Consider the following 25,443-nt stretch of genomic DNA (forward strand, 5'->3'; position numbering starts at 1 on the left):
TAATGAATTACTTATATTAGTATTATTGTAGCATAATTAGTTTAAAACCCCAAATCTTAAATTGATTAATAATTGTTTAATAGTTTAAGTTATGAATAACGGTGTAATCATTTTATCAGCAATTGTCCTATTATTTGTAGGCATGTATGTGTACGCTTATTCTTTTGAGTTTTTTGAAAGAATAAGGAAAGAACGTCAATTAAAGATGCGTCAACAAGCAGAAGCGAAGTACCAGGAGCATAAAGCTGTTGTAGAACAAGAAATTCAGCAAAAATTCAAGAAGATTGAAACCAGAAGTCAGGAAATTCAAAAAGAATTGCAACAACTTTCAGAGTTTCGAAACAAAATATCTGAAAAGTACAATAATAATGTGCAGAACGTAGAGACGGCATAATATGTACTAAAAAAATTATATGAAAGCCTTCCCAGTATTGGGTAGGCTTTTTTTGTTGGTAATTATAATAAATTTTTAGATTTTAAGATTGGAAAACTCTATACTTAATTACGAATTTCTCAAATAGTAAACCGATTTATTGATGAATTAAAAATAATAAGCCATAAAGTTTATGGTAAATGTACAGACGCCATTTTTTTAGTATCTTCCAACACATTTTGAAAATTTAATTCAATAACTAACTAATTTACTATGATTGGAATCATTTCTTTTATTGGCTTTACTGCATTGGTGGCCGTTATTTCGTACTACGCAACCCGAACCACTGATGAAACCTCTTCCGATGGATATTTTTTAGGAGGAAGAAGTTTAACGGCAGGTGTTATAGCAGGGTCCTTATTACTTACTAATCTATCAACAGAACAAATTGTAGGATTAAACGGTAGTGCTTATACCGATGGGCTTTCGGTTATGGCCTGGGAAACATTGGCGGCTATAGCTATGGTTGTTACTGCTGTTTTTTTACTGCCCAGATACCTTAAAAGTGGATTGACCACTATACCTCAATTTTTAGCAAGTAGGTTTGATGTAGCCACAAAAACTATTACGTCTGGCTTGTTTTTAACGGGTTATGTTGTGGTCTTGCTTCCAGTTATCTTATATTCGGGTTCTGTAGCTATTAGTGGTATGTTTGACGTGCCAACCTTGCTGAATGTTTCGGATACAACTGCTTTGATAATTTGTATTTGGGGTATAGGTATTATTGGATCTATATATGCGGTATTTGGAGGGCTTAAAGCTGTAGCCGTTTCAGATTCGATTAATGCTATTGGTTTATTAATTGGAGGAATTCTTATTCCTGTTTTTGGGTTAATGGCTATTGGTGATGGATCCGTTTTTGGAGGATTGGATACCTTAATGTCTGCAAATCCAGAGCGTTTTGATTCAACAGGTAATCCTGGTCAAGAAGTTCCGTTTTCAACCATTTTTACTGGGATGATGCTAGTGCAATTATTCTATTGGGGAACTAATCAACAGATTATTCAAAGAGCATTAGGTGCAAAAAGTTTGGCTGAAGGTCAAAAAGGTTTGGTTCTAGCTTCATTTATTAAAATTTTAGGGCCATTAATTTTGGTTTTGCCTGGAATGATAGCCTATCATTACTTTAATGGCGAATTGGCCTCAAGCGATTTGGCATACCCAGAACTGGTTCGTGCGGTGCTACCTAAATACCTTGTTGGCTTTTTCGCAGCAGTATTATTTGGGGCTATTTTAAGTTCGTTTAATAGTGTGTTGAATAGTTCGGTTACTCTATTTGGTATCGATATTTATAAACAGCATATTAATAAAGAAGCACCAGAGCGAACTGTAGTTAAATATGGTAAGATATTTGGTATTTGTTTGGCTTTGTCGGCAATGTTTATTGCGCCTTTAATTGCCAATGCAGGAAGCTTGTTTAACTATTTACAAGAGATTAACGGAATTTATAGTATCCCTATTCTTACCATTATTGTGGTTGGTTATGTGACTAAAAGAGTTCCAGCTATTGCCGCAAAAATTGGAATTATTTCGGGTTCATTGATGTATATTATTAGTCAATTTATTATTGGTCCAAATAGAATAGAAGACGCTCTAAATACTGCAAAAGCTGCAGGTATAACTGATCCAAGTGAATTAAAATTGATTGCAGCCGATGCTTATCCTCATTTTTTACATGTTATGGCTATTCTTTTTGTTTCTAACATTATTATTATGCTGATAATAGGCTATTTCTTCCCAAGAAAAGAAGCCTATACACAAGAATATACCAAACAAGTAGATATTACTCCATGGAAACATGTTAAACTCGTTGGAGCTCTAATTACTTTAGTTGTAATAACTATCTATATTTATTTTATGAAATAAAACGTCCAATAATCACATTTAAAAAGCCTTTTCATTTGAAAAGGCTTTTTTTGTAATCTATTATTAGCCCAGTAATTCAATTTATTTTGTATCTTTAAAACACTCCAAAACAGATCTTTATATTATCTGCTGAATTTTTTCAATTCGTCAATAATACGATTACTATAGTGCATTTTATTACAAAATTATCATTTTGCAAAAGCTGTATTATGATTCTAACCAACAAATTAATATTATGAAAAAAAAATCAATTTCTTTTTTAATAATGGTGGCTATGCTTTTTGGAGCTATAGAAACCATTAATGCCCAAGATAGTTCTGAAACCTACAAAATATGGGAAGATATTATGCTAACTCCTGATAATACTAAACTCAAAGTTTTACAAGAAAATATGAGAAAGCATAATGCCACTTACCATAAAAGTGGACCGCACAAGGCTACTGTTTACAATATTACCTCTGGACCTAACGCTGGTAATATTATTTGGGAAATGGGCCCTATGATGTACAAGCATAATGACACCCGTCCAGCAGAAGGTAGTCATGACGCCGACTGGAGGGATAATGTTATGCCTTACATTAAAAAAATTCAAACCATTGAATATTGGCGTTCCAATGACAAGCTAAATAATACCGATATGCTTGATGACGATAATTCTAAATACCCAATAATGTTCGTGAGATATTTTGAAATCAAAGATGGACCAACCCCAGGTGTGAATACCTTTTTTGAAAGAATAAGTAAAACCGTTAAAGCTCTTGAAGGCGTGAATCCTTGGGGTGTTTATTATAATGAATTTAGACAAGGAGATTTAGGTCGTCATATTGCTACGTTTAGTTTTAGCCCCAATTGGGCAGATTTTGATAGGGATGTGAATTGGGTTGAAACCTTTAAAAAAGTTAATGGTGAGAATTCTTGGCAAAATCAACAAGATTTGTTTAATGCAACGTTTGAGAACAGCTGGGATGAAATCTGGGTTTATAATAAACACATGAGCGGTCACTAGTAGCTGAATTCGTATCAAGAAATTGGTTGATAGCAAACTTTTGTAATAGATGTAACAAAAAAACCTCTCCTAATGGAGAGGTTTTTATTTCTAAAAAGTTTAAAGTTTAGTGGAGTCGGAGAGAATCGAACTCTCGTCCAAACAAGTAACCAAATAGCCTTCTACACGTTTAGTTTTTTCATGGTTTTCGATTGTAAGCTGATTAAAAACACTCTACTTACAACTTATCTTTTTTAGTTTCAAATAGTCATCAAAGCGCTAACTATTCTAGGTTTACTTTTACGATGCCTCTAATCAGACCGCCGTTAACCAAGGCTTTCAAGAGACATTTAGCTTTCACGCCTGGCGTGACAAAGGCTAATTCTTACTTTATTCAGAATTAAGCAGCTAAAGCGTAGTTATTCTCGCCGTTTAAAATTTGACCTAGCCTTTTACGTGTTTCAAAGTCATTACACGACGTGCTTACCATTTAATTAATCTCGCTGTCAAAACCAGTCGACCCCTAAATAGTAATAAGGATGCAAAGTTATCAAAAAGTTTGGTTAACCTTGCAAATCCTAGTATTTTCGTGCAAAAATTATTCCGTTTTTTGATTAAGGTTTTACCAATTTTATCACATAGTATTTTTTATAATGAGTATTAAATTTGCAATCATTAAAGAGCGAAAAAATCCACCGGATAGACGCGTCGTTTTTTCACCTACAGAATTAGTAAAAGCTAAAAAGCGTTTTCCAGCTGCACAATTTAAAATTGAATCTTCAGATATTCGTGTTTTTAAAGACAAAGAATATAGTGCTGAAGGCTTTGAAGTGACTGACACTATTTCAGATTGCGATGTAATGATTGGTGTTAAAGAAGTGCCTATTGAAGCTTTAATAGCTAATAAATCTTATTTTTTCTTTTCCCATACCATAAAAAAACAGCCTTATAACCAAAAGCTTTTAAAGGCTATTTTAGACAAGAATATAACGCTCTATGACCATGAAACAATTGTAAAAGCAAATGGAGTTAGATTGATTGGTTTTGGCCGTTACGCAGGTGTAGTTGGAGCCTACAATGGCTTTAGAGCTTGGGGTCTAAAATTTGATCGTTGGAATTTGCCTAAAGCGAACACTTTAGAAGATCAAATCGCATTAATAGCCCAATTGAATAAAATAGAATTACCAAATATTAAAATTCTATTAACTGGCAGTGGTAAGGTTGCAGGTGGCGCTCAAGAAATCTTGGATGCAATGGATATCAAACAGGTCGATGTTGATACTTATTTAAATGAATCCTTTAATGAACCGATCTATTGTAAAATAGATGTGTTGAATTATAATAAAAGAAAGGATGGAAGAATACTTGACAATCAAGATTTTTTTAATTATCCCGAAGTATATGATTCAAATTTTATGCGTTTTGCCAAAGTGACTGATTATTTCATCGCAGGTCATTTTTATGGTAATGGAGCACCTTTTTTATATACCCGAGAGGATGTTAAATCTCCAAATTTTAATATAAAAGTAGTTGCTGATGTAAGTTGTGATGTGGATGGACCTGTTGCAACAACTTTAAGGGCTTCTACAATTGCAGATCCAATTTATGGTTATGATCCCGAAACTGAATCTGAAATTGATTTTAAAGATGATAAAGCTATAACGGTCATGGCGGTTGACAATCTGCCTTGCGAACTACCAAAAGATGCCAGTGAAGGTTTTGGTGAATTGTTTTTAGAACATGTTATCCCTGCGTTTTTCAACAACGATGCCGATGGTATATTAGATCGAGCTAAAATCACAGAAAATGGTAAATTGACACCTAGATTTGCCTATTTACAAGACTATGTGGATGGTTTAGAATAAAGCTAAATCTTTTTAACTTTTAATTGAATATAATACTCTATAAGGAGCACACTCATGATGCCTAGAGTGTAAGCCATCAAATCACCATAATGAAACGTACTTCCAAGAACTAACTTTGCGATGCGATTATCTTGAAGTTCTAATACACTAAGTAATTCGTAAAGCTGAAGAAATTCTATAACAAACGCAATCACCAAAACCGTAGTTGCTATATAAAATGGTTTTGCTGGTATAAAACTTTTGAAAAAGCAATACATTAAAATCACAACCAGATAATCTCCAAGAGTGTGGCGAATGAAACCATCCTTTAAGAAAGCGGCAATGATTACCTCAATTGCAAGGAGCATTAGGAATACTATAAAATAAACCTTGTTGAATTTTAAATTCATTTGATTATCACTAGCGTATTGAATACTTCCATGTTTAAATCAATTTGAGATGATTGGGAAACAATTGAGATTATTGCGTGTTAATTAATTTTTCAAGCGCGTCAATATGCTTTTTAAATTCGGCTCTGCCTAAAGTTGTGGCAGCGTATCTGGTATTAGGCTTACGGCCTATAAACCGTTTTTCTACACTCATATAATCTGCATTTTCAAGTGCTTTGACATGACTTGCCAAATTTCCGTCGGTTACGTCCAATAACTCTTTAAGGGTATTAAAATCGGCGTAGTCATTAACCATTAAAATGGACATGATACCCAACCTAATTCTATGGTCGAAAACTTTATTTATGTTGTTGATTAAACTCAAATTGACTTTAAATTAAATGGCTTAATGTTGTTTTTAGATCTAACTTTATTTTTTGTAATCATATTTGTAATGCATGATGGTACCATAAATAATATGCATTACTCCAAAACCAAGTATCCAGAACCAAAAACCATAACTAGGAAATAGTGCACAGATTAAGCCTAAAATAATTTCTATTAAACCCAAATGTTTAATGTCACCAATGCTATATTTAGAGGCATTAACTAAAGCAAGGCCATAAAAAATGAGCATCAATGCCGCAGTTTGCCCGTAGTTTTCCTGTCTTAATAGGGCTAGAATATATATACCACCGGTTACAAGCGGAATCAAAAAGTTAATTACTAGACGTTTAGAGGTCTGATCCCATATTTTTACTCCATTTTTCTTTGCTTTATGTGTGGCTAAATAAATAGCTGTAGCAATGCTAAATGTTGCAATAAGAAACAGGTCTAACATAACAAGCCTAAAAATTGTTCCATCAAAATTTAAATAGTCTTGCCCCGAGTTGGTCACCAGCCAATAAGCAATAGCTGCACCAATCATGGCATATACACCGGGCAAAATTCCAGATAGGCCACTTAAAGAAATAAAGCGAGATGATTTGTTCATTAACTCTTTAATCTCGTTGATATCTTTCAAATAATCTTTTGATTCCATATTAAAGCACTTTGAAAAACAAAGTAAATCTAATTTTGTCTTTAAAACAAATAAATTGAAATAGATTGATTTTGATTTATATAATGCTTTGAAAATGTGGGACATAAAATATTTTGTCGTAAATTACCTTAAATTCTTCACACATGATAAAAAATTTAGCGTTAAAGGGAGGCGGCGTTAAAGGGATTGCGTATGTTGGTGCGCTCAAAGAGCTTGATAGCAAAGGTCTTTTTAAAGGAATCGAAAAAGTTTCTGGAACATCGGCAGGAGCAATTGTAGCATTAATGATTGCTTTAGAGCTATCTCCAGAAAAAATCGAGGAGTTAATGAAAAAACTCGACTTCAAAGCTTTTAAAAGTGGTTGGAATCCTATCAGGATATTTACAAAATACGGACTTTATACTGGAGATGAAATTTTAAAATTTATTTATGAATGCTATGCAGCATCTCCATTAAATTTAGAACAAAATGCAACTTTTAGTGATTTCAAGAATGCAGGTGGCAAGGATCTCATTGTATTTGCATCCAATCTCAACTTACATAATATCACCGAATTTTCAGAATTTAACACGCCTAAATGCATTGTTGCTGAAGCTGTAAGAGCTTCAATGTCTATTCCATTCTTCTTTAAAGGATGGCAGTTTTCAAATAAAATTCCTAACGATCATATTTACGTTGATGGAGGCGTGATTTTTAATTATCCATTATCGTTTTTTGATAAACCTCGTTTTCATAAAAATCAATTAACGGTTAACAAAGAGTCTTTAGGCTTGTTTTTAGAGCCTAAACGAATTTATGAATCGTATGATGAAAACCCTTTAGAAGAAGAAGCAAGTCGTAACAGAAAATCGGGTGATAAGAAAAAGCACTATCTCCATAAGTTTAGGTACAGCATGTGGATAACTTCATATATTAAACATCTATTTGATACTTTAATGAATTCACAGGATATTGAATTATTTGAAGAAAGTCATTTAGTAAGTAGAACCATTTTTATTGACGATTTAGGAATTTCTGCAACCAATTTTAATTTGTCTGATAAAGATAAAGAAGCTTTGGTTGAATCAGGACGCAAAGGAACCGTTAGGTATTTTGAATATTTAGAATCGCTTAAAACAACCAATCAAAAAGTCTCAACTTAATATGAGCCAACAAAATCCATTAACCCTTGTAACTCCAATAATTCCCGAAAAATTAAATGATTTATATGGTTATTTATCAGGGATGAAGTATGCCCTTGAGAAAGGTAAGCACAGTTTGTTTGAAAAATCTGAAACCATTCATTACTTAAGATGGATCGTTATAGATGATAAAAATTCTATATTTTTTAAAGGAACAACAGAAGAACCGAAGCTGGTGTTTTCATCAAATTTTGATGGTACATTAGAAGATCATCTTACAGACCTATGTAATGATCAGGAACATGACCTTATTGATAGAATATATTCTTGTTGTATTAATTATCCTAACCCTGAACAACGAACTTTAGAATCGCGAAAAGCGTATCTAAAATCGCATAGTATTAAAGTTTCAGCATTTTATAGAGGAAGCCCCGGACGAAGTCTCAAGCAAATTAAGCAAGAACAAGCATTGAGAATGCATTTAAGAAAATTGTTAGATTCAAGGAATTGGGATGATTTTTCAGCTTTAGAACTCCATAAAAAGTTAAAAAGTGATGTGCAAAATAATCCTGATTTTTCATGGGTTAATGAGCGTTTTAAATTACCTAAAACTAATTGGTTTAAAATGGCCTTACTCGTTTTGGTTTTAGTCCTTCTACTTCCAGTTATCATTAATTGGATACTTATTGTTGAGTTTGGGTATGAACGAAAAGATGAATATTATACCAAAACCAGAAGTGACCTCGATCCTGAAAAAATAAAGATTCTTGAAGAATATGAAGATCTTACAGATGGTGAAGAGTCTGGAACCGGAGAGAAAACCAAAGTCATTAATTATCAAAACCAGTTTACGCAATTAGTCGAGATGAAGCCTGGTAAGGTGAGATTAATAACCTTTAAGGCCATGATGTTATTTGCCAGAACGCTCATACCTATAAAGATGGTAAGTGGAGAGCTCATGGGCATTCCAACTATTCATTTTGCGCGTTGGGTTTTATTTGATAATAACAAAAGGGTACTTTTCTTCTCTAACTTTGATGGGAGCTGGCAACAATATTTAGGCGACTTTATTGACCAGAGCGGATGGGGTTTAACGGGTATTTTTTCAAACACTAAAGTATTTCCTAAAACGAAGTTTTTATTGACAGGAGGAGCCTATGACGAAGAGCATTTTTTGGCCTGGAGTCGAGATTCTGAATTACCAACCCAAATATGGTATTCAGCTTACCCAACATATTCTATAAAAAACGTCAATAACAATTCAAGAATTAGGGTGATGTTATCGCAAAACCTTAATGAAAAACAAGCAAAACATTTCTTTCAATTAATCTAAAACAAATGCATACAATAGAATTAGAAGACGTACAAGGTTACATCGTAAGGGCTTATGGAAATATGCAATTCTCAAGGTTTTCACTTTTAAAAGTTACAAACCCAAAAGCTGCTAAACGTTGGATTAATTCCATAAGTACTAAATTAACCAATGCGAGTATCGTCAATAAAGATGAATTGCCTGATACCTGTTTGAATATTGCCTTTGCCCGGGATGGTTTGAAAGCTTTAGGTATGTCAGAATCAAATATAAGTTCATTTTCACCACCATTTAAAGAAGGTATGGTAACACCTCACAGGCAGCGACTATTGGGTGATATCGATAGCAGTGATCCACAACGGTGGTTATGGGGAGCTTCTCAACACGAACAGGTTCAAATACTACTGTTGACCTTTGGAAAAGATGAGCAAACATGTTTAGATTTTTATGAATCATTAAAAACAGATTTTGAGTCTCATGGATTAGAAGTCTCTAGAAATTTAGATGGCTTAACTTTAAAAGATAATAAAGAACATTTTGGGTTTAGGGATGGAATTGCCCAACCAATTATTAAAGGGAGTGGCCGTACAGGACCAGAATATAATTGTGTGAATCCTGGCGAATTTATTTTAGGCTATAAAAACAATTATAATGTCTACCCAGATTCACCAACTATATTCGAAAACCAAGGGGATTTAAATTTATTACCACCCAATCCTGCTAGACCAGGAAAAAAGGATTTAGGTAAGAATGGAAGTTACTTGATAGTTAGACAAATGCAACAAGATGTTGAAGGGTTTTGGGACTTTATGAATGGCTGCACAGCTAATAAAGATGGAAGTATAAATGAACATGAAAGTGTGAAACTTGCCTCTAAAATGGTGGGTCGATGGCCCAGTGGTGCACCTTTAAGTAAATTTCCAGACAAAGACCCTGGTGGGGCCAGCGATGAAAATGATTTTTTATATGCCAAAGATGACCCAAAAGGGGCTAAATGTCCTTTCGGTTCGCATTTAAGACGTATGAATCCTAGAGACAGCTTTGAAAGAGACTCACCAAAAGAATCATTATTGTTGAGTAATCGTCATCGACTAATCCGGCGAGCAAGATTATATGGGGATCCAATTATTGGCTCTCCTAATAATAAAAAACCAAAAGGCGAAGTGGGTTTATACTTTAATTGTTTTAGTGCTGATATTAGTAGACAATTCGAGTTTTTGCAATATACATGGTCTAACTATCCAAAAATAAAACAGTTATACAGTGACCCAGACCCAATCATTGGAGTAGTTGAGAATCCTGAAGAAGGGCAGGAGCAGCAGTTCACCATTCAAGGAGAACCCTATAATAAAACAGTTAAAAACCTTAAACGTTTTGTGACCATTAGAGGAGGTGCATATTTCTTTTTTCCTTCGATTACAACTATTAGGTATTTGTGCAGTATCTAAATGGTTTAATCACCATTTTCAATATAATTTTTGGCATTTTCTAAACTAGATTGCATAAATTTTTTGAAAACAATAGGAAGGAGTATTTTTAACACCCAACCATAAAACATGTTTTTATGTGTAAATGTATAGTCCCAAGTAATTCGAGTTTTGTCGTCTACTGTGTCAAACCATAACTCGCCGTAGGCATGTGTTGAGAATTTTTTCAGGACATTTGTAAATTCTGAAATTTTATACGAATAATTGGCGTAAGGGTTGTAACTCATTAGCTCTTCTAACACCGAATGTCCGCCATCAAAAAACACTCTTCGTTTTGCACCAACTTTGTTATAAGGACCTTCAATTACTTCGGCATTTAAGGCTGAATGTATCATTCCTACTTTTTTTAACCAATTGGGTAATTCTTCGTTACTTGAAATAAATTCAAAAGCTATTTTTTTACTGCAATTAACCAATACTTGGGATTTTATGCAGTTCACATGTTTGGTTGGAACAGAATGGGTGATCGTTCGTAATTCTGGAATATGTGTGCCTGTTAAAAAGTCTGAGTGATCCTTTGGCTCTACATCTGGAATACCATTAACCTCGTGTCTAAATTTTGACATGGCTTCGTAAACTCGTTTTCTAGCACGGTTAAAACTGCCTAAAGGCCTGTGTTCTGGTAAGGCATGCCAACTATTAAATGATAAATTCTCACCAAATGCCATTTGAGCATTACTGTCGAATTCTTGAGCTGGTATTTCTAGTGTTGCAAGTTTTATAAATTCAGAATCCCATGGAACTGTTGGGTCTTCAATGGGCATAAGTGAGGCGTCCGTTTGAAATTGGACAAAAAAATCAAATTTCGCGGCATGATTATGCAAAGTTTGACCTAAATTAAATCGTAAATAATAAGGATCTGTGAGGCTTTCATTAATAATAGTGTTATCGGCAGATGGTTTAAGAAAATATTTTACTGCTTTATCTGGTTTCCCAAATCGGTATGGCTGTGTACTCCAATAAGGTATATTAAGAGGGTTATCACATTTAACTAGCGAGCCTAATAAACGTTTAAAAACTCCCCAATGTTTAGGATTTAAAAAATAGAACAATAGTTGTGCTTTATTTTTCGCCGTAGAGGATTTTAAGGTTTGTCTAAATTCTTTGATGTTTTTAGAGAAAAACGTTTCACTGCTCATTAAAAGAAAATCGTGTGTTTGCTCATTTTTTTTATCATTCAGAATTTTTTCGCCAGAGACGTTCATTAATTTTATAGCAATACCTCTAATATCTTTTTTCTTATCGGGTTGAGGGTTAGTTTGAGAATTTGAAAATCTAACCCAACAATGGTAATTTTTAGCAGCTTTAAACACGCCTACTTTTAGATCATCACTTAAATTAGGTTCAATTATAAATTTGGCTTTAACACAACCATGCATTTTGGTGTGGATTTGCCTCAACATTTTTTTATCGGCATACATGCGCTCCATTTGAACTTGCATCTCGTTTACCATTTCTTGAATAATCACATCTTCATCTGAAGCAACGTATTCATGACCGAGTTGTAAGGTGTTGGTTGGTTGATTTGCCATATTTTGCCTATTTAGGGTTAATTTAAATTAAATTCAACGGTAGAGTCTACTTCAGGATAACCAATTTTTTTAAGTAATGCATCAAATCTAGAATCATATCGCAGAGGTTCGTATTCAGGGCCATATTTTAACGATACTAACCAAATATCTTTATATGCAATCGCTTTTTCTAGATATTTAAATGCATTGTCAAAATCATTCAAATAAGCATAAATCAATCCTATTCCTAATGGGGAGATGTGTACAGTTTCATTAGAAGCTTGAAGATTTTCTAGAATCTCATGTGCTTCATTTGCCTGACCGTTCTGTGCAAGTACAATGCTTAATGTAATTTGAGTCCATCCAAGCCCTTGAGCCATTTCAACAGCTTTTCTAGCTTCTATTACAGCTCTCTCACTATCACCTTCTAAAAAGCTGTTGTAGGCTAGTAAACGCTGTGCTTCAGAGTAATTTGGGACGGTCATTAGCATATTGGTTAAAACATCTCTAGCTTTTTTAGGTTGTTTACCCCAAGTATAATAGCAGCTCAATAAATATTGATTGAAAAAGGATAACGGATCTGTTTCTATTATTTTTAAGGTTGCATTTATAGCTGTTTCAAAGTCACCTTGAACAAATGCATTGTACCATGGATCAATAGTTACCCCTGTAAAGTAAAATGGGACAGTAGCATTAGCCGCTTTTTCGTATTGTATTTTAGCTTTTTCAAAATCCCAATCAAACCAGAAATGGGTTTGACCAAGAACAAAATGAGCTTCGGCAATTTCATTATTTAAGGAGAGTGCTTTTTCAGCATAATATTTTACTTTTCTAAATCCGTCTCTTGGTGGATGTATAAGATGCATAGTATAAAGGAAATGGAGATTGGCCAAAGCTGAATGCGCCTCTGCATAATTAGGATCAATTTCTATTGCTCGCATGTAACATGATAAAGCTTTGTCAAATCCTTGAATGAACATTTCTTCATAGTACCGTCCTTTTAGCAACATTTCGTAAGCTTCCATGTTTATTGGACTGACTCGCTTAACATTATCAAAAAGGCTAACTTTTAGTTGTTTAGTTATTTTAGAGGCAATATCGTCTTGTATTTCAAAAATATCAACAAGTTCTCTGTCATAGCGTTCGGCCCAAACTTGACTTTCTTCTAATACATTATATAATAAAGCATTAATGCGGAGCCTATTGCCACTGCGTCTTACACTACCTTCAAGAATATGATTTACATTTAGAATAGCGCCTATTTCTTTTTCTGAAAGTTTACTGTTTTTAAATTGAAATGATGAGCTGCGTCCTACAATTTTTAATTCTTTAATATTAGAAAGGGTAATAAGGATATCATCAGCAATGCCATCACAAAAATAGTCTTGCTCTGGGTCGTTGGTCATATTTAGGAAGGGCATTACTGCAATGCTTTTTTTATCTGCTTCTATATTTCGCGAATTAAAATCACTAATTTTTGAAGACAACTGTTTTTCAAATTCTTCTGAAATAATGACTTCATAAATCTTAATACCATCTTTTACATTTTTTAAACTGAATTCGCCTTTAAATTTTGTGTTTATTCCTTGTTTATTATACAAATTACTATGGACTTCATGGGATATATGAGTGCTTCCTGAAGGTGCTGTTGGTTCTATTCTAGCGGCAATATTAACGCCATCTCCAAAAATGTCACCATTATCATAAATAACCTCACTTAAATGTAGTCCAATCCTAATATTTAGATGTTCATTTTTTCTTGAAGCAGTATGAATTTCACAAGCCGCATAAACAGCATCTGTAGCCGTAGTAAACATCGCCAATACGCCATCTCCAATTTCTTTTATCCAGGTTCCACCATATTTATTAATAACAGACTTATGAATAAATCTATTTTCATCTAAAGTTTTAAGAGCTAAACCTTCATCTTTACTCATTAAAGCAGTGTATCCAACGATATCAGTAAACATGATACACGCCAGTTGCCTTTTTTTATTACGATTGTGACTCATTTTATAATATTAAATCAACATAAACACAATCAATGAATAGATATTGGGATTTCAAAAACAGAAATGAGAACGGTAATTATCACTTGTTTAGGTAAATATAGTAAAAAACTTACGTACTTGCTTGACAGTATTAAGTTTGTGCCTAGGAAATAGGAGGGTATTAATAATTTGTAGAAGTATTAATTGCCATTTTAGTGTTTTCAGTAAATTTGAATTTTATCTTTAATTTATGAAGCCAGTTGAAGCCTATTTCTTAAATCAAAAAGAACCATATCAATCAATAATGCTTTACGTTCGAAGTGTAATTCTTAAAACGCTTCCTAACGTTATTGAACGTTACAGCTATAATATTCCGTTTTATAATATTGGTAAAAAGCCCTTATTATATCTGAATGTTTTAAAAGGGACATATTATGTAGATATCGCTTTTGTTCAAGGCATTTTACTTGAGCATGATTTTCCTATACTTAAGGATTATAATAATAGAAAGCAAGTAAGGTCAATTCAGGTGAAATCTCTGGAAGAATTTAATGAACCAGAATTTGTTAAACTATTAAAAACTGCAGCTTTAGCTATTGAAAAAAGTAAAAGGGCTTGGTTTATTTAGTCAAGAGCATTAATTGTTTTCCGAATAGCAACTAAATTGGTCAATAATTTTTCGAGGTTATCAAGATGCAACATATTAGCGCCATCACTTTTTGCATTTGCTGGATCGAAATGGGTTTCAATAAATAAACCATCTACTTTATTAACTACGCCAGCTCTGGCAATAGTTTCAATCATATCAGGACGACCACCGGTTACACCAGCACTTTGATTAGGTTGCTGTAAAGAGTGTGTTACATCTAAAACGGTAGGAGCATAGTGACGCATCGTTGGAATCCCTCGAAAGTCAACAATCATATCTTGATAGCCAAACATGGTACCTCTATCTGTAATCCATACTTTATCGTTGCCTGTATCCTTAACTTTTTGTACCGCATGCTTCATGGATTCTGGGCTCATAAATTGTCCCTTCTTTAAATTCACAACTTTCCCAGTTTCAGCAGCGGCCACTACCAAATCAGTTTGACGAACTAAAAAAGCTGGAATTTGTAATACATCTACATATTCTGCAGCCATTTTTGCGTCAGAGATTTCATGAATGTCTGTTACGGTAGGGATGTCGAACGTTTTCGATACTTTTTGTAAAATCTTCAGCGCTTTTTCATCTCCGATACCGGTGAAACTGTCAATTCTGCTGCGATTGGCTTTTTTAAAACTTCCTTTAAACACATATGGAATATTTAAATTGTTGGTAATAGTTACTACCTTTTCAGCAATTCGCAAGGCCATGTCTTCTCCTTCAATGGCACAAGGACCACATAATAAAAAGAAGTTATTTGAATTGGTATGCTTTAATTTAGGAACATCCTGAAGTGTCATGAACTTAAGTTTCAATTTTAAGTTGCAAAGTTACATAAAATATAAGTGTGAAAAATCAACTTTTATTCATATTACTTCAAAATCCTAATTTGAATTTTTAGATATAACTTAAGGTATTTAAAAAGCCCTTTTTAAACTGTTTCTAATAATCCATAAGGCCATAATAAAATTGGCAACTACAAATACTCCACCGTAAATCAAGAAACGTTTGGCTGATTCTGATAGAGTAACCAGATTTAAAACATCTGATAAGTAGGCCAATATTAAATAGGATGACAAACAAACAAATGTTATTCCTAAAGCAAAATTGAGTTTAGGATTGGGTTTTATAATCTGCCATAAAAATGGAATTCCAAAAAGTAAAATAGGATAGGCCGTTATGCCTTCATTTCTATTGACATCGGTAAACCAATAGGCTATGATGGCAATGTAATAGAGATAAGGTATAAACTTTGTATAATTATTAAGAGGTTTCATATGATTATAATTAAATATTTGATAATTAGTATTTTATGAGCTAATCTTCAAAATGTATGTATCTATTAAACGTTTGAAACGTCTGTAAAGTTTTCGGTGATATGGATTATAACATTTAATTAACTAATTGTCAAAATATAATACGTGCATATTAAAATATAACGTACCTTTGCGCGCTTAAAATAAGGCACTATTATGGCTCAAATTAAAAATATTGCGATCATCGCTCACGTTGACCACGGAAAAACAACTCTGGTTGATAAAATTATGTATCACTGTCAGCTGTTTCGTGAAAATGAAAACACTGGAGATTTAATCCTTGATAATAATGATTTGGAACGTGAACGGGGTATAACCATTACCTCAAAAAACGTTTCAGTAGTTTATAAGGACACTAAAATTAATATTATCGATACTCCTGGTCACGCCGATTTTGGAGGTGAAGTGGAGCGTGTTTTGAATATGGCTGATGGCGTTTTACTATTGGTAGATGCTTTTGAGGGGCCAATGCCACAAACCCGATTTGTTTTACAAAAGGCCATTGATTTAGGGCTTAAACCGTGTGTGGTTATTAATAAAGTTGATAAGGAAAATTGTACGCCAGATGAAGTACACGAAGCCGTTTTTGATTTAATGTTTGAATTGGGAGCTGAAGAATGGCAGTTGGATTTCCCAACGGTTTATGGTTCGGCTAAACAAAATTGGATGAGTGACGATTGGAAAAATAGAACTCAAAACATTGAACCATTATTAGACATGGTTGTAGAACATATCCCATCACCTAAAATTGCTGAAGGGACCACACAAATGTTGATTACGTCTTTGGACTATTCATCATTTACTGGTCGAATCGCCATTGGCCGTTTAACTCGTGGTGAATTAAAAGTTGGACAGAACATTTCTTTAGTAAAACGCAAAGGCAATGTTGTAAAATCAAAAATTAAAGAACTACATATATTTGAAGGTTTAGGACGTAAAAAAGTGGAAGAGGTTCAAGCTGGAGATATTTGCGCCATAGTTGGACTTGAAGGGTTTGAGATTGGAGATACTGTAGCAGATTGGGAAACGCCCGAAGGCTTAAAAACTATAGCTATTGATGAACCCACAATGAGTATGTTATTTACCATTAATGATTCACCATTTTTTGGTAAGGACGGAAAATATGTGACTTCAAGACATATTAAAGATCGTTTAATAAAAGAGCTTGAGAAGAATTTAGCCTTAAGAGTTGAAGAAACAGACAGTGCTGATAAATTTATGGTGTTTGGCCGTGGTGTATTGCATTTATCGGTTTTAATTGAGACCATGAGACGTGAAGGTTACGAACTTCAAATAGGGCAACCACAAGTTATTATTAGAGAAATTGATGGGGTGAAATGTGAGCCAGTTGAAGAAATGACTATTGATTTACCAGAAGAAGTTTCGGGTAAGGCTATTGAAATGGTTACGATTCGAAAAGGTGAAATGTTAAGTATGGAGGCTAAAGGTGAGCGTATGATTTGTAAGTTTTTAGTGCCTTCAAGAGGAATTATAGGCTTGCGTAATCAATTACTAACCGCTACAGCTGGTGAAGCTATTATGGCGCATCGATTTAAGGAATATCAACCTCTAAAAGGCGGTATTCCTGAACGTCAAAACGGAAGTTTAGTGTCTATGGAAAAAGGTCAAGCTATTCCTTATTCTATTGATAAACTACAAGATAGAGGTAAATTTTTTGTCGATCCGGGCGAAGATATCTATGAAGGGCAAGTGATTGGAGAAAATTCTAGAGGTGATGATATGGTTGTAAATGTTACTAAAACTAAGAAGTTGAGTAATGTTCGTTCTTCTGGTGCAGATGATAAAGCCAGAATCATTCCAGCTATTAAATTTAGTTTAGAAGAAGCCTTGGAATATATCCAAAAAGATGAGTATGTAGAGGTTACACCTAACCATATTCGTTTACGTAAAATATTGTTGACGGAAGTTGAACGTAAGCGTTCCAAAGCGATATAATTAACCTATTGTTATAAAAAAGGCCAGTATAATATGCTGGCTTTTTTGTTTTCTATAGCGAAATTGAGAATTTTTATATATAAGTAAATCATTACATGGGCTTGTGGAAAAAATTTAGGTAAAAAAAAATAATAGCTTTAGTTTTACTGCACCAAAGCGCAATCAATCCAAAATGATATCAATTTATCTAAGTTGAAAAGACTTCTGAAATATATAAATACAAACGTATTGTTTAAGGTCGTTCATCTTAATACGGCTACAATTCTCACAAAAATAGTTGCTGGTATTTTGACATCAAAAGCCATTGCTATTTTTATTGGCGTTGAGGGAATGGCTCTAATAGGTAATTTAAAAAATTTCTTGACTGCCATTCATTCTATTGCCATTTTAGGCTTTTATAACGGTTTGGTTAAATACATAGCTGAGTTTAAGGAAAATGCGGTTGAGTTAAGTAAAACCCTGTCTACCGCCTATTATTTAGGATTTTTTTCGACACTATTAGTGTCCTTTTTGTGTTATTATAATGCTCAAGCCGTTAATGACTTTTTGTTTTCGGAAAATTATAATTATGCTTATGTAATTAGAGTCCTTGCATTGGCACTTCCGTTTTATTCGTTAAACATGTTCAGTTTTTCAATAATGAACGGTTTTTCAAAGTATAAAATATTATTGATCATAAGTATCATCGGTCAAATCCTTGGACTTCTCATTACCTTAGTGCTTATTTATCAAAATAAAATTGATGGCGCATTAGTGGCTGCTGTGATAGCCCCTTCCTTAATTTTTCTAATAACTTTAGTTGGGATAGTTAACAGAAAAAATTTCGTTTCGTATGTTAAAATTTCTAATGTTGATGGTGAAATTTTAAAGAAGTTAGGACCTTTCACTGCAGTAGCTTTGGTCACAGTAGTTGCCTTACCATTGATTTCAATTGTGATTAGAAATTATATAATTGACCATTCGGGAATAAAGGATGCTGGTTATTGGGAAGCAATGAATAGAATATCAGATTATTATCTCATGTTTGTTAGTTCATTGATGACCTTATATATTTTACCTAAATTCAGCAATATTGAAAGTAAAAAAGAGTTTAAATCAGAGATATTGAACGTTTATAAAGCTATCATACCAGTATTTGCTTTAAGTCTATTATTAATTTATTTGTTACGACCATTTATTGTTAAAGTAGTGTTTTCTGAAGCTTTTCAACCGGTAGAGCAATTATTTGGATGGCAATTGCTAGGAGATTTTGTAAAAGTGATATCTATAGTTATTGCCTATCAATTTATTGCAAAAAAGATGTTTGTACATTTTATTATAATAGAGCTATTTTTGGTAGTTGTGCTTTATTTTTCAAGTATCTATCTAATAGATGGCGTTGGTGTTAAAGGTGCTGTAATAGCTCATTTTGTTAGCTATTTGATGTATTTTGGAATCGTCTTGTTGATATTTAATAGTTCTATTTTTAGTGTTATTCCTCAAGATGATAAAACGTAAATAGTAATAATTTTGTTCTTATATGATTTTATTTGAAGTATTTTATAGTTGGTTTAAATTAGTCAAATCTAATTAGTTTTCTGTGCTTAAAAAATTTGCAAATAGATTTATAAAAAATAAACAATTTAAACTAGCTCTTTTTGAACACAGGCTACTTATAAAATCTTCATTTTATAACGCAATAATTGTTGGTGTAAAAGCTATTTCAGGAATGATTACATTTAAAGCTTTTGCATATTTTTTAGGCCCATCGGGATTTGCTCTACTTGGCAATCTTAAGAATTTCACTCAAATAGTCTCCAGCTTTACTGCAGAAGGGTATCAAAATGGGACAATAAGATATATTTCTGAACATAGTGAAAATGAAAAACAAAAAAATAAAATCATTGCCACGATATTTATATTAAGTCTAGGATTTGCGTTTTTAATAGGATTTATATTGTTACTATTCTCTAAAACGTGGAGTGGTATTTTATTTAAAACAGAAGATTACGATTATGTAATTAAAGTGTTAGGCATTGGATTGCCTTTTTTATCCTTCAATTTAATTATTATTTATATACTCAATGGCCTTGAGCGTTACAAAAAGCTAGTAGTAGTTAATTCAGTATTGAGTATAGGTAATACAATTATTTCTGTACTATTTATTATTAAGTATGGATTGGCCGGAGGCTTAATTGCTGTTATTATGGGTCCTGTAGCGGTCTTTGTGATAAATTTATTTGCATTAGGGGAGGATAGAGTGCTACTTTATAATGCATTTAGATTGAGGTTATTTTCATTTGATGTTGTAAAAAAAATGAATGTTTACCTTTTAATGTCTATTTATGCTACGACAATAGTATCCATTACATTTTTATTGATTCGAAATCTTATCATAGAAAAATTAGGCACTGTTGAAGCTGGTTATTGGGAGGCAATGAATAGATTGTCTGCTTTTTATTTAATATTTTTTATAAGCCTAACTTCTTTTTATTTACTACCGCGACTTTCAAAAATCAATGAATGGAAAGTATTTAAAAAGGAATTAAAAGGGTTCTATACTTTTATAATTCCAGCGCTTTTAATATGTTTCACTTTAATTTATCTATTACGCTTTTTTTTATTAAGGGTCTTTTTAAGTGAAGAATTTTTGCCGACGTCAACATTGTTTTTTTGGCAATTAATTGGAGACTTTATTAGTGTTTTGGCAATTGCGTTGGTCAAACAATTTCATGCAAAACTTATGGTAAAGGCTTACTTAATTTGTAACGGGATAACAAGTATATCATATTTTGGATTGAGTTATATTTTTATAGACATTTATGGTCTAGTTGGAGTCGTTAAAGCCCACGCCTTAAGTTATTTAATTTATTTGTTTATTGTAAGTACATTTGTTTTTCATTATTACAAAAGGAAAAATAATGCCTAAAATTAAAAGTTATTTAAACCTTCATTTCAAACCAAGTTTTATTTTACTGGTTTACCCATTGCTTTTAGCATTTATATTAGAGACTACTGTAGGGGAAATTGAATATACCACTTTCCCAAACCTATTTGAAAACATAATATTTCTGATAATTGTTTTCTTAGTTATCAATCAACTTTCTGTTTTTAAAATTGGAAGGAAAGTAGCTAATATTATTTTGGTTTTTTACTATGTATTCATGTTAATTGAAACCGGTCTTTATTTACTTTTTCAAACTAGAATAAATGCGGCTTATATTTATGTGGTTCTTAATACTAATTTTAACGAGATTAAAGAGTTTAGTTCGGTGTACTATCAACATAATTTAGTATGGTTACTGTTATTTTTTATACCACTATTTAGTTTTTTTTCAAAAAGGATTTATTTACAAAACAGAATCAAATTAAGGGGATTCATATTGAGCTCAGGGTTGATAATTATCTTCCTTGGGGTTTTAAAATTCGCTCATTTGGTTGATTGGAATTTACCCTATGTCACTCTTAAATCCTATGTTCAATATCAAAATCAAGTAAAATCGTTTAACGATTTTAATAATGAGGAAAAAATAATTCAAACCAAGGTTCATACAGATAATGATGTTATTGTGATTATCCTTGGAGAATCGGCCACAAGGAAACATATGGGTATTTATGGGTATCCAAGAGAAACAACACCTAATTTAAATAGACGTTCAGATTCTTTAATTGTTTACAGAAACGTAATTAGTTCACATGTATATACAACCGAGTCGATTTATGACATATTAACATTATCTAATTACGAAAGACCCCAAGCTTCAAATTCGCTATTAGACTATTTGAAAAATTCGGGATACAAGGTGTACTGGCTTTCCAATCAAAGACCTGTGGGTTTTCATGACAATTTAGTTTCAAGATTAGCCTCTGCCGCTGATGAAAGTTTTTTCTTATCATATAATGATTTTAGGCATGTTACTTTATTAGACGAAGTATTATTGCCAAAGCTAAATGACAGATTATCACATCATGGTAAAAAAGTGATTTTTATTCATCTCATTGGGAATCATTACGCCTATGATAAACGCTATCCCGAACAATTTGCTAAATTCACTTCGGAGGAAATGAATAAGAAAAATAAATTCATTGATTCTTACGACAATTCAATTTTATATAATGATTTCATTGTATCTGAAATTATTAAGGCTGTAGACCTCAAAGCTCAAAAGAGCGCTGTAATCTATCTTTCAGATCATGGCGAAGAAGTGTACGATATCGCTGATTTTTTTGGACACTTTGCAGACAAACCAACCTCATCGATGTACGAGGTTCCATTTTTAGTTTTTATGTCGGAAACATTTCAAAAACCGGATGATTTTGTAATTGATGAATCAAGAGCATATATGCTAGATGATTTTCCTCATAGCTTAACTCATTTTATGGGGATTGAGAGCGAATTATTAGATAAGGATCGAAGTATATTTAGTGCAAGTTTTAAAGAAAGAAAGCGAATGGTTCATGATAGTTTGCAATTTGAAACGTTTAAGTTAAATGAAAACAGATGATATTTAAAATTTGTTTGCTTATTGAACAATTAAATAGAGGTGGAGCCGAGCGCTCTGCAGGATTGTTATCGACTATATTATCAAAGCTGGGATTTGAAGTTGTTATCATAACCCTTTATGATGATATTGTTTATCCTTATACCGGAGAACTCATCAATTTGGGTAAATATAAAAAGGGTTCGCGTACTGTAATTAATAAATTTTTAAGATATAATAAACTTAAAAAAACTCTTCAAACCAATCATTTTGATTTGATATTAGATTTTAGAATGAAAAACTACCCTTTAAGAGAGTTTCTTCTCAATAAGGTAGTGTTTAAATCAAAGATGGTGAATATGATAAGACATTTTAATTTGGAATGGTACTTACCAAACCCTACATTTCTTTCAAAGCATTTATATAGAAACTATGCTGGTATAAACTCAGTTTCGACTACAATTCAAAAGGAAATAGAGAAAAAATATAATTTTAAAAATGTAAGTACAATTCATTCTCCTGTAGATATCAATTATATTGTTGAACAATACAAAAAAGAGGAGGTGAAGTTTAAAGAAAAGTTTGTGATTGCTGTTGGTAGGCTTGATCCTATAAAGCAATTTGATAAACTAATTGAGGCCTATAAGAACTCTATTTTACCAGAAAAAAATATTAGTCTTATTATTTTAGGGAATGGACCTCAAAAAAAAATGCTTAATGAAATCGTCAATAAGTTAAATCTACAAGAAAATGTAAGATTAATTGAATTTAGAGAAAATCCATTTAAATATATAAGAAAGGCAGAGTTTCTAATATTATCCAGTAAAGGTGAAGGATTTCCAAGGGTTTTGTTAGAATCTTTAGCCTGCGAAACCCCAGTAATTGCCTTTGATTGTAAATCTGGACCTAGCGAAATAATCAACCATAACCAAAATGGGCTATTAGTCGAAAATCAAAACTTTACCGCACTCACCATGGCTATAAATGAATTGACGACGAATAGCCCGCTTTATGACAAGTTAAAGGCTAATAGTTTAAAAAGTTTAGAACCATTTTCGATGGAAAACATTAGTAAACTGTGGAAGAATTATATTGAGGGTTTAAATCTCTAATTCAAACACGTACGAACTGCTTTACTAACCAAACATAAGTTGTTTTAGCGATTAAGAATATACGGATGGGTAAATAAAATTTAAATTTCTGAATTAATGATAAATGATTAACATTAATTTTTTTCTTGTAAAATTCCACCAACCTGTAATTTCTCTCCATTTTAAAAAGAAGAACGAGTTTATAATGTATAAAATCAATATATTTTTTTAGGTTAATATTTGGATTATCTATTAGAAAAGTGTCATAATCCGGAATTATTCGTTTATTATTTATGTTTGGAGCTGTCAATTGATTTTCTACGCCATCTAACCTGTATGCTTTAGTGGTTTTACAATAAGCCAATGGATGTTTTAGAAAACATCGAATTGCAAAATCTTCTTCTTCACCATAATTCACTTTTTCATTAAACAATCCAATTGTATCGAACACCGATTTATGACAAGCAAAAGAACTTGAGGCATATAGATTTTTTTGTCTTTCAAAATAATTAGTGACTAATTCATTTTGATTTGGTTGTATCACATTAGAGTTTAAATTTAATTTTTGACCGTCATAAAATGAAGCATAACCAGTAGCAAAAAAGAGTGAATCTTTGTATATGGTTATCAATTCATAAATGCTATCTAAAAAATCAGTCTTCCAAAGGTCATCCGCATCAAGAAACGCAATATAATCTCCTTTGGCGTGATTAATTCCAATATTTCGTGCTGTTGAAATCCCTTTATTGTCTTGCTTGATTTTAATGATTCTCTGATCTTTAAATTGTGAAACTATTTTTAAGCTTTTGTCTGTACTGCCGTCATCAATGATAATAATTTCAAAGTCTTTAAAGCTTTGATTTAAAACACTTTTTAAAGTATTTTCTATATAATCTTCTTTATTATATAATGGGGTAATTATGGAGAAAAAAGGATTTTTGCTTGATAAGTTCATTTTACTTAATTAAGGATATGGTGTAAAAAAGTTTGAACATCTGAAAACTATAAATGTTGCCGCTGTGCCGGGTTATAAATTCAAAAAATTTCGAAAATGAATAGGAGTAGTTTTTTATAAAACTCAATCTAAATATTCTGAATTTAGTAATGGTTGACAACAATTTACTATACTCAACAAATTCTGGATATTTTGTTTTAAGATAAATAAGATTTTCTATACTATGTTTTGACTTTTCTATGAATTCTTGATTAGTTTCTAAATTAAGGTGTGCTACTTCATTATCAATATGAATGATCTCAACTTGGTTTTTTCTTAACTCATATCCAAAAAAAGTGTCCTCTTGGCCGTAGTTTAATAGTTCCTCATTAAAAGGAATGGTTTTCATGATTTCTTTTGGAACCACAAAATTATTTGTCATAAAGCGGTGATATGGTTTTTTAATACGTTGAGAGGATTTAGTATCCTCATATTTTACGCCGTAATTATATCTTAATCTTTTGGTCTTGCTTAGTTTTTTTTGATGGATTCTTCCTCCACAAATTATAGCCTCGGGATGATTTTCGATATGTAGCATATAATTTTCAATAAATTTTTCAGGAACACCGGAATCACCATCTATAAAAAGAACATGATTAAATTTTGATTTTTTAACCAATAGGTTTCTAATTTTAGACCTTCCAATATTCTTTGCTAATTTTTCATAGGTGTAGAATTGATGTTGAAAATTAGCTAACTCATCAAGCGAAATCGTGGAAGCATCATCTATTAAAAGTATTTCACAGTTTACAGATAAATGCCTAATTTGCTCACAAAGTGTCCTGACAGAATCAATACAATTATAATTATAAATAGGAATGCAAATGCTTAACCCTTTCATTCTTAATATTGGTTGTAGATTAATTCAGAGATTTTTAATTTGTTCTTAAAAAAAGTTAATCTCACTCAAATTCTGAAAGTTAGATTAACAAAATAATAGATAAAAATACATGATTTAAAAATTAATCCAATTTTAATGGTACGGAAATTGTATTCCGC

The 25,443-nt window shown here is 32.3% G+C and carries 22 protein-coding genes and 1 other RNA gene; 13 read left to right on the plus strand and 10 right to left on the minus strand.

Annotation, left to right across the window (positions count from 1 at the left end):
* Window positions 1-91: 91 nt before the first annotated feature.
* The 3 genes from ACFO5O_RS04200 to ACFO5O_RS04210 all read left to right on the plus strand — a co-directional run bounded on the left by ACFO5O_RS04200 (window position 92) and on the right by ACFO5O_RS04210 (window position 3,305).
* Window positions 92-394 carry a hypothetical protein gene (locus ACFO5O_RS04200; RefSeq protein ID WP_387961250.1) on the plus strand — a complete coding sequence of 101 codons (303 nt, stop codon included), beginning with the start codon at window positions 92-94 and terminating at the stop codon, window positions 392-394.
* 252 nt (window positions 395-646) lie between these two features.
* Window positions 647-2,299, plus strand: coding sequence for a solute:sodium symporter family transporter (locus tag ACFO5O_RS04205; RefSeq protein WP_387961252.1), 1,653 nt, complete (start codon window positions 647-649; stop codon window positions 2,297-2,299).
* Between the two features lie 235 nt (window positions 2,300-2,534).
* Window positions 2,535-3,305 carry a hypothetical protein gene (locus ACFO5O_RS04210; RefSeq protein WP_387961253.1) on the plus strand — a complete coding sequence of 257 codons (771 nt, stop codon included), beginning with the start codon at window positions 2,535-2,537 and terminating at the stop codon, window positions 3,303-3,305.
* 107 nt (window positions 3,306-3,412) lie between these two features.
* Here the strand turns inward: ACFO5O_RS04210 and ssrA are convergent.
* Window positions 3,413-3,808, minus strand: a transfer-messenger RNA (tmRNA) gene (ssrA, locus tag ACFO5O_RS04215).
* A gap of 135 nt (window positions 3,809-3,943) precedes the next feature.
* Here ssrA and ACFO5O_RS04220 point away from each other — a divergent pair.
* A complete protein-coding gene (locus ACFO5O_RS04220; protein WP_387961348.1) occupies window positions 3,944-5,149 on the plus strand; it encodes an NAD(P)-dependent oxidoreductase in 1,206 nt (401 codons plus the stop codon).
* A 2-nt stretch (window positions 5,150-5,151) separates the two neighbouring features.
* Here ACFO5O_RS04220 and ACFO5O_RS04225 read toward each other — a convergent pair whose 3' ends face one another.
* The 3 genes from ACFO5O_RS04225 to ACFO5O_RS04235 all read right to left on the minus strand — a co-directional run bounded on the left by ACFO5O_RS04225 (window position 5,152) and on the right by ACFO5O_RS04235 (window position 6,559).
* The gene (locus ACFO5O_RS04225; protein ID WP_387961255.1) at window positions 5,152-5,538 is read right to left on the minus strand and encodes a ribosomal maturation YjgA family protein; all 387 of its coding nucleotides are present in this window, start codon (window positions 5,536-5,538) and stop codon (window positions 5,152-5,154) included.
* A 70-nt stretch (window positions 5,539-5,608) separates the two neighbouring features.
* Window positions 5,609-5,902: a winged helix-turn-helix domain-containing protein gene (locus ACFO5O_RS04230; protein ID WP_387961257.1), complete on the minus strand. Its 294-nt coding sequence runs from the start codon at window positions 5,900-5,902 to the stop codon at window positions 5,609-5,611.
* A gap of 45 nt (window positions 5,903-5,947) precedes the next feature.
* On the minus strand, window positions 5,948-6,559 hold the full coding sequence (locus tag ACFO5O_RS04235) for a hypothetical protein (protein WP_387961258.1): 612 nt from the start codon (window positions 6,557-6,559) through the stop codon (window positions 5,948-5,950).
* A 143-nt stretch (window positions 6,560-6,702) separates the two neighbouring features.
* On the opposite strand from ACFO5O_RS04235, the gene ACFO5O_RS04240 reads away from it, so the two are divergent.
* Genes ACFO5O_RS04240 through ACFO5O_RS04250 form a run of 3 tightly spaced genes read left to right on the plus strand, consistent with a single transcriptional unit; the run spans window position 6,703 to window position 10,440 of the window.
* Window positions 6,703-7,701, plus strand: a complete 999-nt coding sequence (locus ACFO5O_RS04240; protein WP_387961259.1) for a patatin-like phospholipase family protein — start codon at window positions 6,703-6,705, stop codon at window positions 7,699-7,701.
* Between the two features lies 1 nt (window position 7,702).
* A complete protein-coding gene (locus ACFO5O_RS04245; RefSeq protein WP_387961261.1) occupies window positions 7,703-9,013 on the plus strand; it encodes a hypothetical protein in 1,311 nt (436 codons plus the stop codon).
* Window positions 9,014-9,018: 5 nt separating this feature from the next.
* Window positions 9,019-10,440, plus strand: a complete 1,422-nt coding sequence (locus tag ACFO5O_RS04250) for a Dyp-type peroxidase (protein WP_387961263.1) — start codon at window positions 9,019-9,021, stop codon at window positions 10,438-10,440.
* Window positions 10,441-10,445: 5 nt separating this feature from the next.
* On the opposite strand, the gene ACFO5O_RS04255 is transcribed toward ACFO5O_RS04250, so the two are convergent.
* Both ACFO5O_RS04255 and ACFO5O_RS04260 read right to left on the minus strand, forming a co-directional pair.
* Complete coding sequence (locus ACFO5O_RS04255) at window positions 10,446-12,011, minus strand: SRPBCC family protein (protein WP_387961265.1); 1,566 nt, start codon at window positions 12,009-12,011, stop codon at window positions 10,446-10,448.
* A 17-nt stretch (window positions 12,012-12,028) separates the two neighbouring features.
* Window positions 12,029-14,002, minus strand: a complete 1,974-nt coding sequence (locus ACFO5O_RS04260; protein ID WP_387961267.1) for an adenylate/guanylate cyclase domain-containing protein — start codon at window positions 14,000-14,002, stop codon at window positions 12,029-12,031.
* Window positions 14,003-14,231: 229 nt separating this feature from the next.
* Here ACFO5O_RS04260 and ACFO5O_RS04265 point away from each other — a divergent pair, with 229 nt between their 5' ends.
* Window positions 14,232-14,609: a DUF1801 domain-containing protein gene (locus ACFO5O_RS04265; protein ID WP_387961268.1), complete on the plus strand. Its 378-nt coding sequence runs from the start codon at window positions 14,232-14,234 to the stop codon at window positions 14,607-14,609.
* Here the strand turns inward: ACFO5O_RS04265 and kdsA are convergent.
* Together kdsA and ACFO5O_RS04275 are read right to left on the minus strand one after the other, a co-directional pair.
* On the minus strand, window positions 14,606-15,427 hold the full coding sequence (gene kdsA / locus ACFO5O_RS04270; protein WP_387961270.1) for a 3-deoxy-8-phosphooctulonate synthase: 822 nt from the start codon (window positions 15,425-15,427) through the stop codon (window positions 14,606-14,608). The two genes, ACFO5O_RS04265 and kdsA, sit on opposite strands and share 4 nt — an antisense overlap.
* Window positions 15,428-15,544: 117 nt before the next feature.
* Window positions 15,545-15,904, minus strand: a complete 360-nt coding sequence (locus ACFO5O_RS04275) for a hypothetical protein (RefSeq protein ID WP_387961272.1) — start codon at window positions 15,902-15,904, stop codon at window positions 15,545-15,547.
* 195 nt (window positions 15,905-16,099) lie between these two features.
* On the opposite strand from ACFO5O_RS04275, the gene typA reads away from it, so the two are divergent.
* The 5 genes from typA to ACFO5O_RS04300 all read left to right on the plus strand — a co-directional run bounded on the left by typA (window position 16,100) and on the right by ACFO5O_RS04300 (window position 23,471).
* Window positions 16,100-17,899, plus strand: a complete 1,800-nt coding sequence (typA, locus tag ACFO5O_RS04280) for a translational GTPase TypA (protein ID WP_387961274.1) — start codon at window positions 16,100-16,102, stop codon at window positions 17,897-17,899.
* A gap of 192 nt (window positions 17,900-18,091) precedes the next feature.
* Window positions 18,092-19,396 (plus strand): O-antigen translocase, encoded by a 1,305-nt coding sequence (locus ACFO5O_RS04285; RefSeq protein WP_387961276.1) that lies wholly within the window; start codon window positions 18,092-18,094, stop codon window positions 19,394-19,396.
* Window positions 19,397-19,478: 82 nt separating this feature from the next.
* Window positions 19,479-20,807 (plus strand): O-antigen translocase, encoded by a 1,329-nt coding sequence (locus ACFO5O_RS04290; RefSeq protein ID WP_387961277.1) that lies wholly within the window; start codon window positions 19,479-19,481, stop codon window positions 20,805-20,807.
* Window positions 20,808-21,273: 466 nt separating this feature from the next.
* Window positions 21,274-22,383: a phosphoethanolamine transferase gene (locus ACFO5O_RS04295; RefSeq protein ID WP_387961279.1), complete on the plus strand. Its 1,110-nt coding sequence runs from the start codon at window positions 21,274-21,276 to the stop codon at window positions 22,381-22,383.
* Window positions 22,380-23,471: a glycosyltransferase gene (locus ACFO5O_RS04300; protein ID WP_387961281.1), complete on the plus strand. Its 1,092-nt coding sequence runs from the start codon at window positions 22,380-22,382 to the stop codon at window positions 23,469-23,471. The genes ACFO5O_RS04295 and ACFO5O_RS04300 overlap by 4 nt, the downstream gene beginning before the upstream one ends.
* Window position 23,472: 1 nt before the next feature.
* On the opposite strand, the gene ACFO5O_RS04305 is transcribed toward ACFO5O_RS04300, so the two are convergent.
* Both ACFO5O_RS04305 and ACFO5O_RS04310 read right to left on the minus strand, forming a co-directional pair.
* The gene (locus tag ACFO5O_RS04305) at window positions 23,473-24,405 is read right to left on the minus strand and encodes a glycosyltransferase family 2 protein (RefSeq protein WP_387961283.1); all 933 of its coding nucleotides are present in this window, start codon (window positions 24,403-24,405) and stop codon (window positions 23,473-23,475) included.
* A gap of 1 nt (window position 24,406) precedes the next feature.
* Complete coding sequence (locus tag ACFO5O_RS04310; protein WP_387961285.1) at window positions 24,407-25,285, minus strand: glycosyltransferase family 2 protein; 879 nt, start codon at window positions 25,283-25,285, stop codon at window positions 24,407-24,409.
* Between the last annotated feature and the right edge of the window lie 158 nt (window positions 25,286-25,443).

The organism is Geojedonia litorea (assembly GCF_042654525.1).
GTDB lineage: Bacteria > Bacteroidota > Bacteroidia > Flavobacteriales > Flavobacteriaceae > Geojedonia > Geojedonia litorea.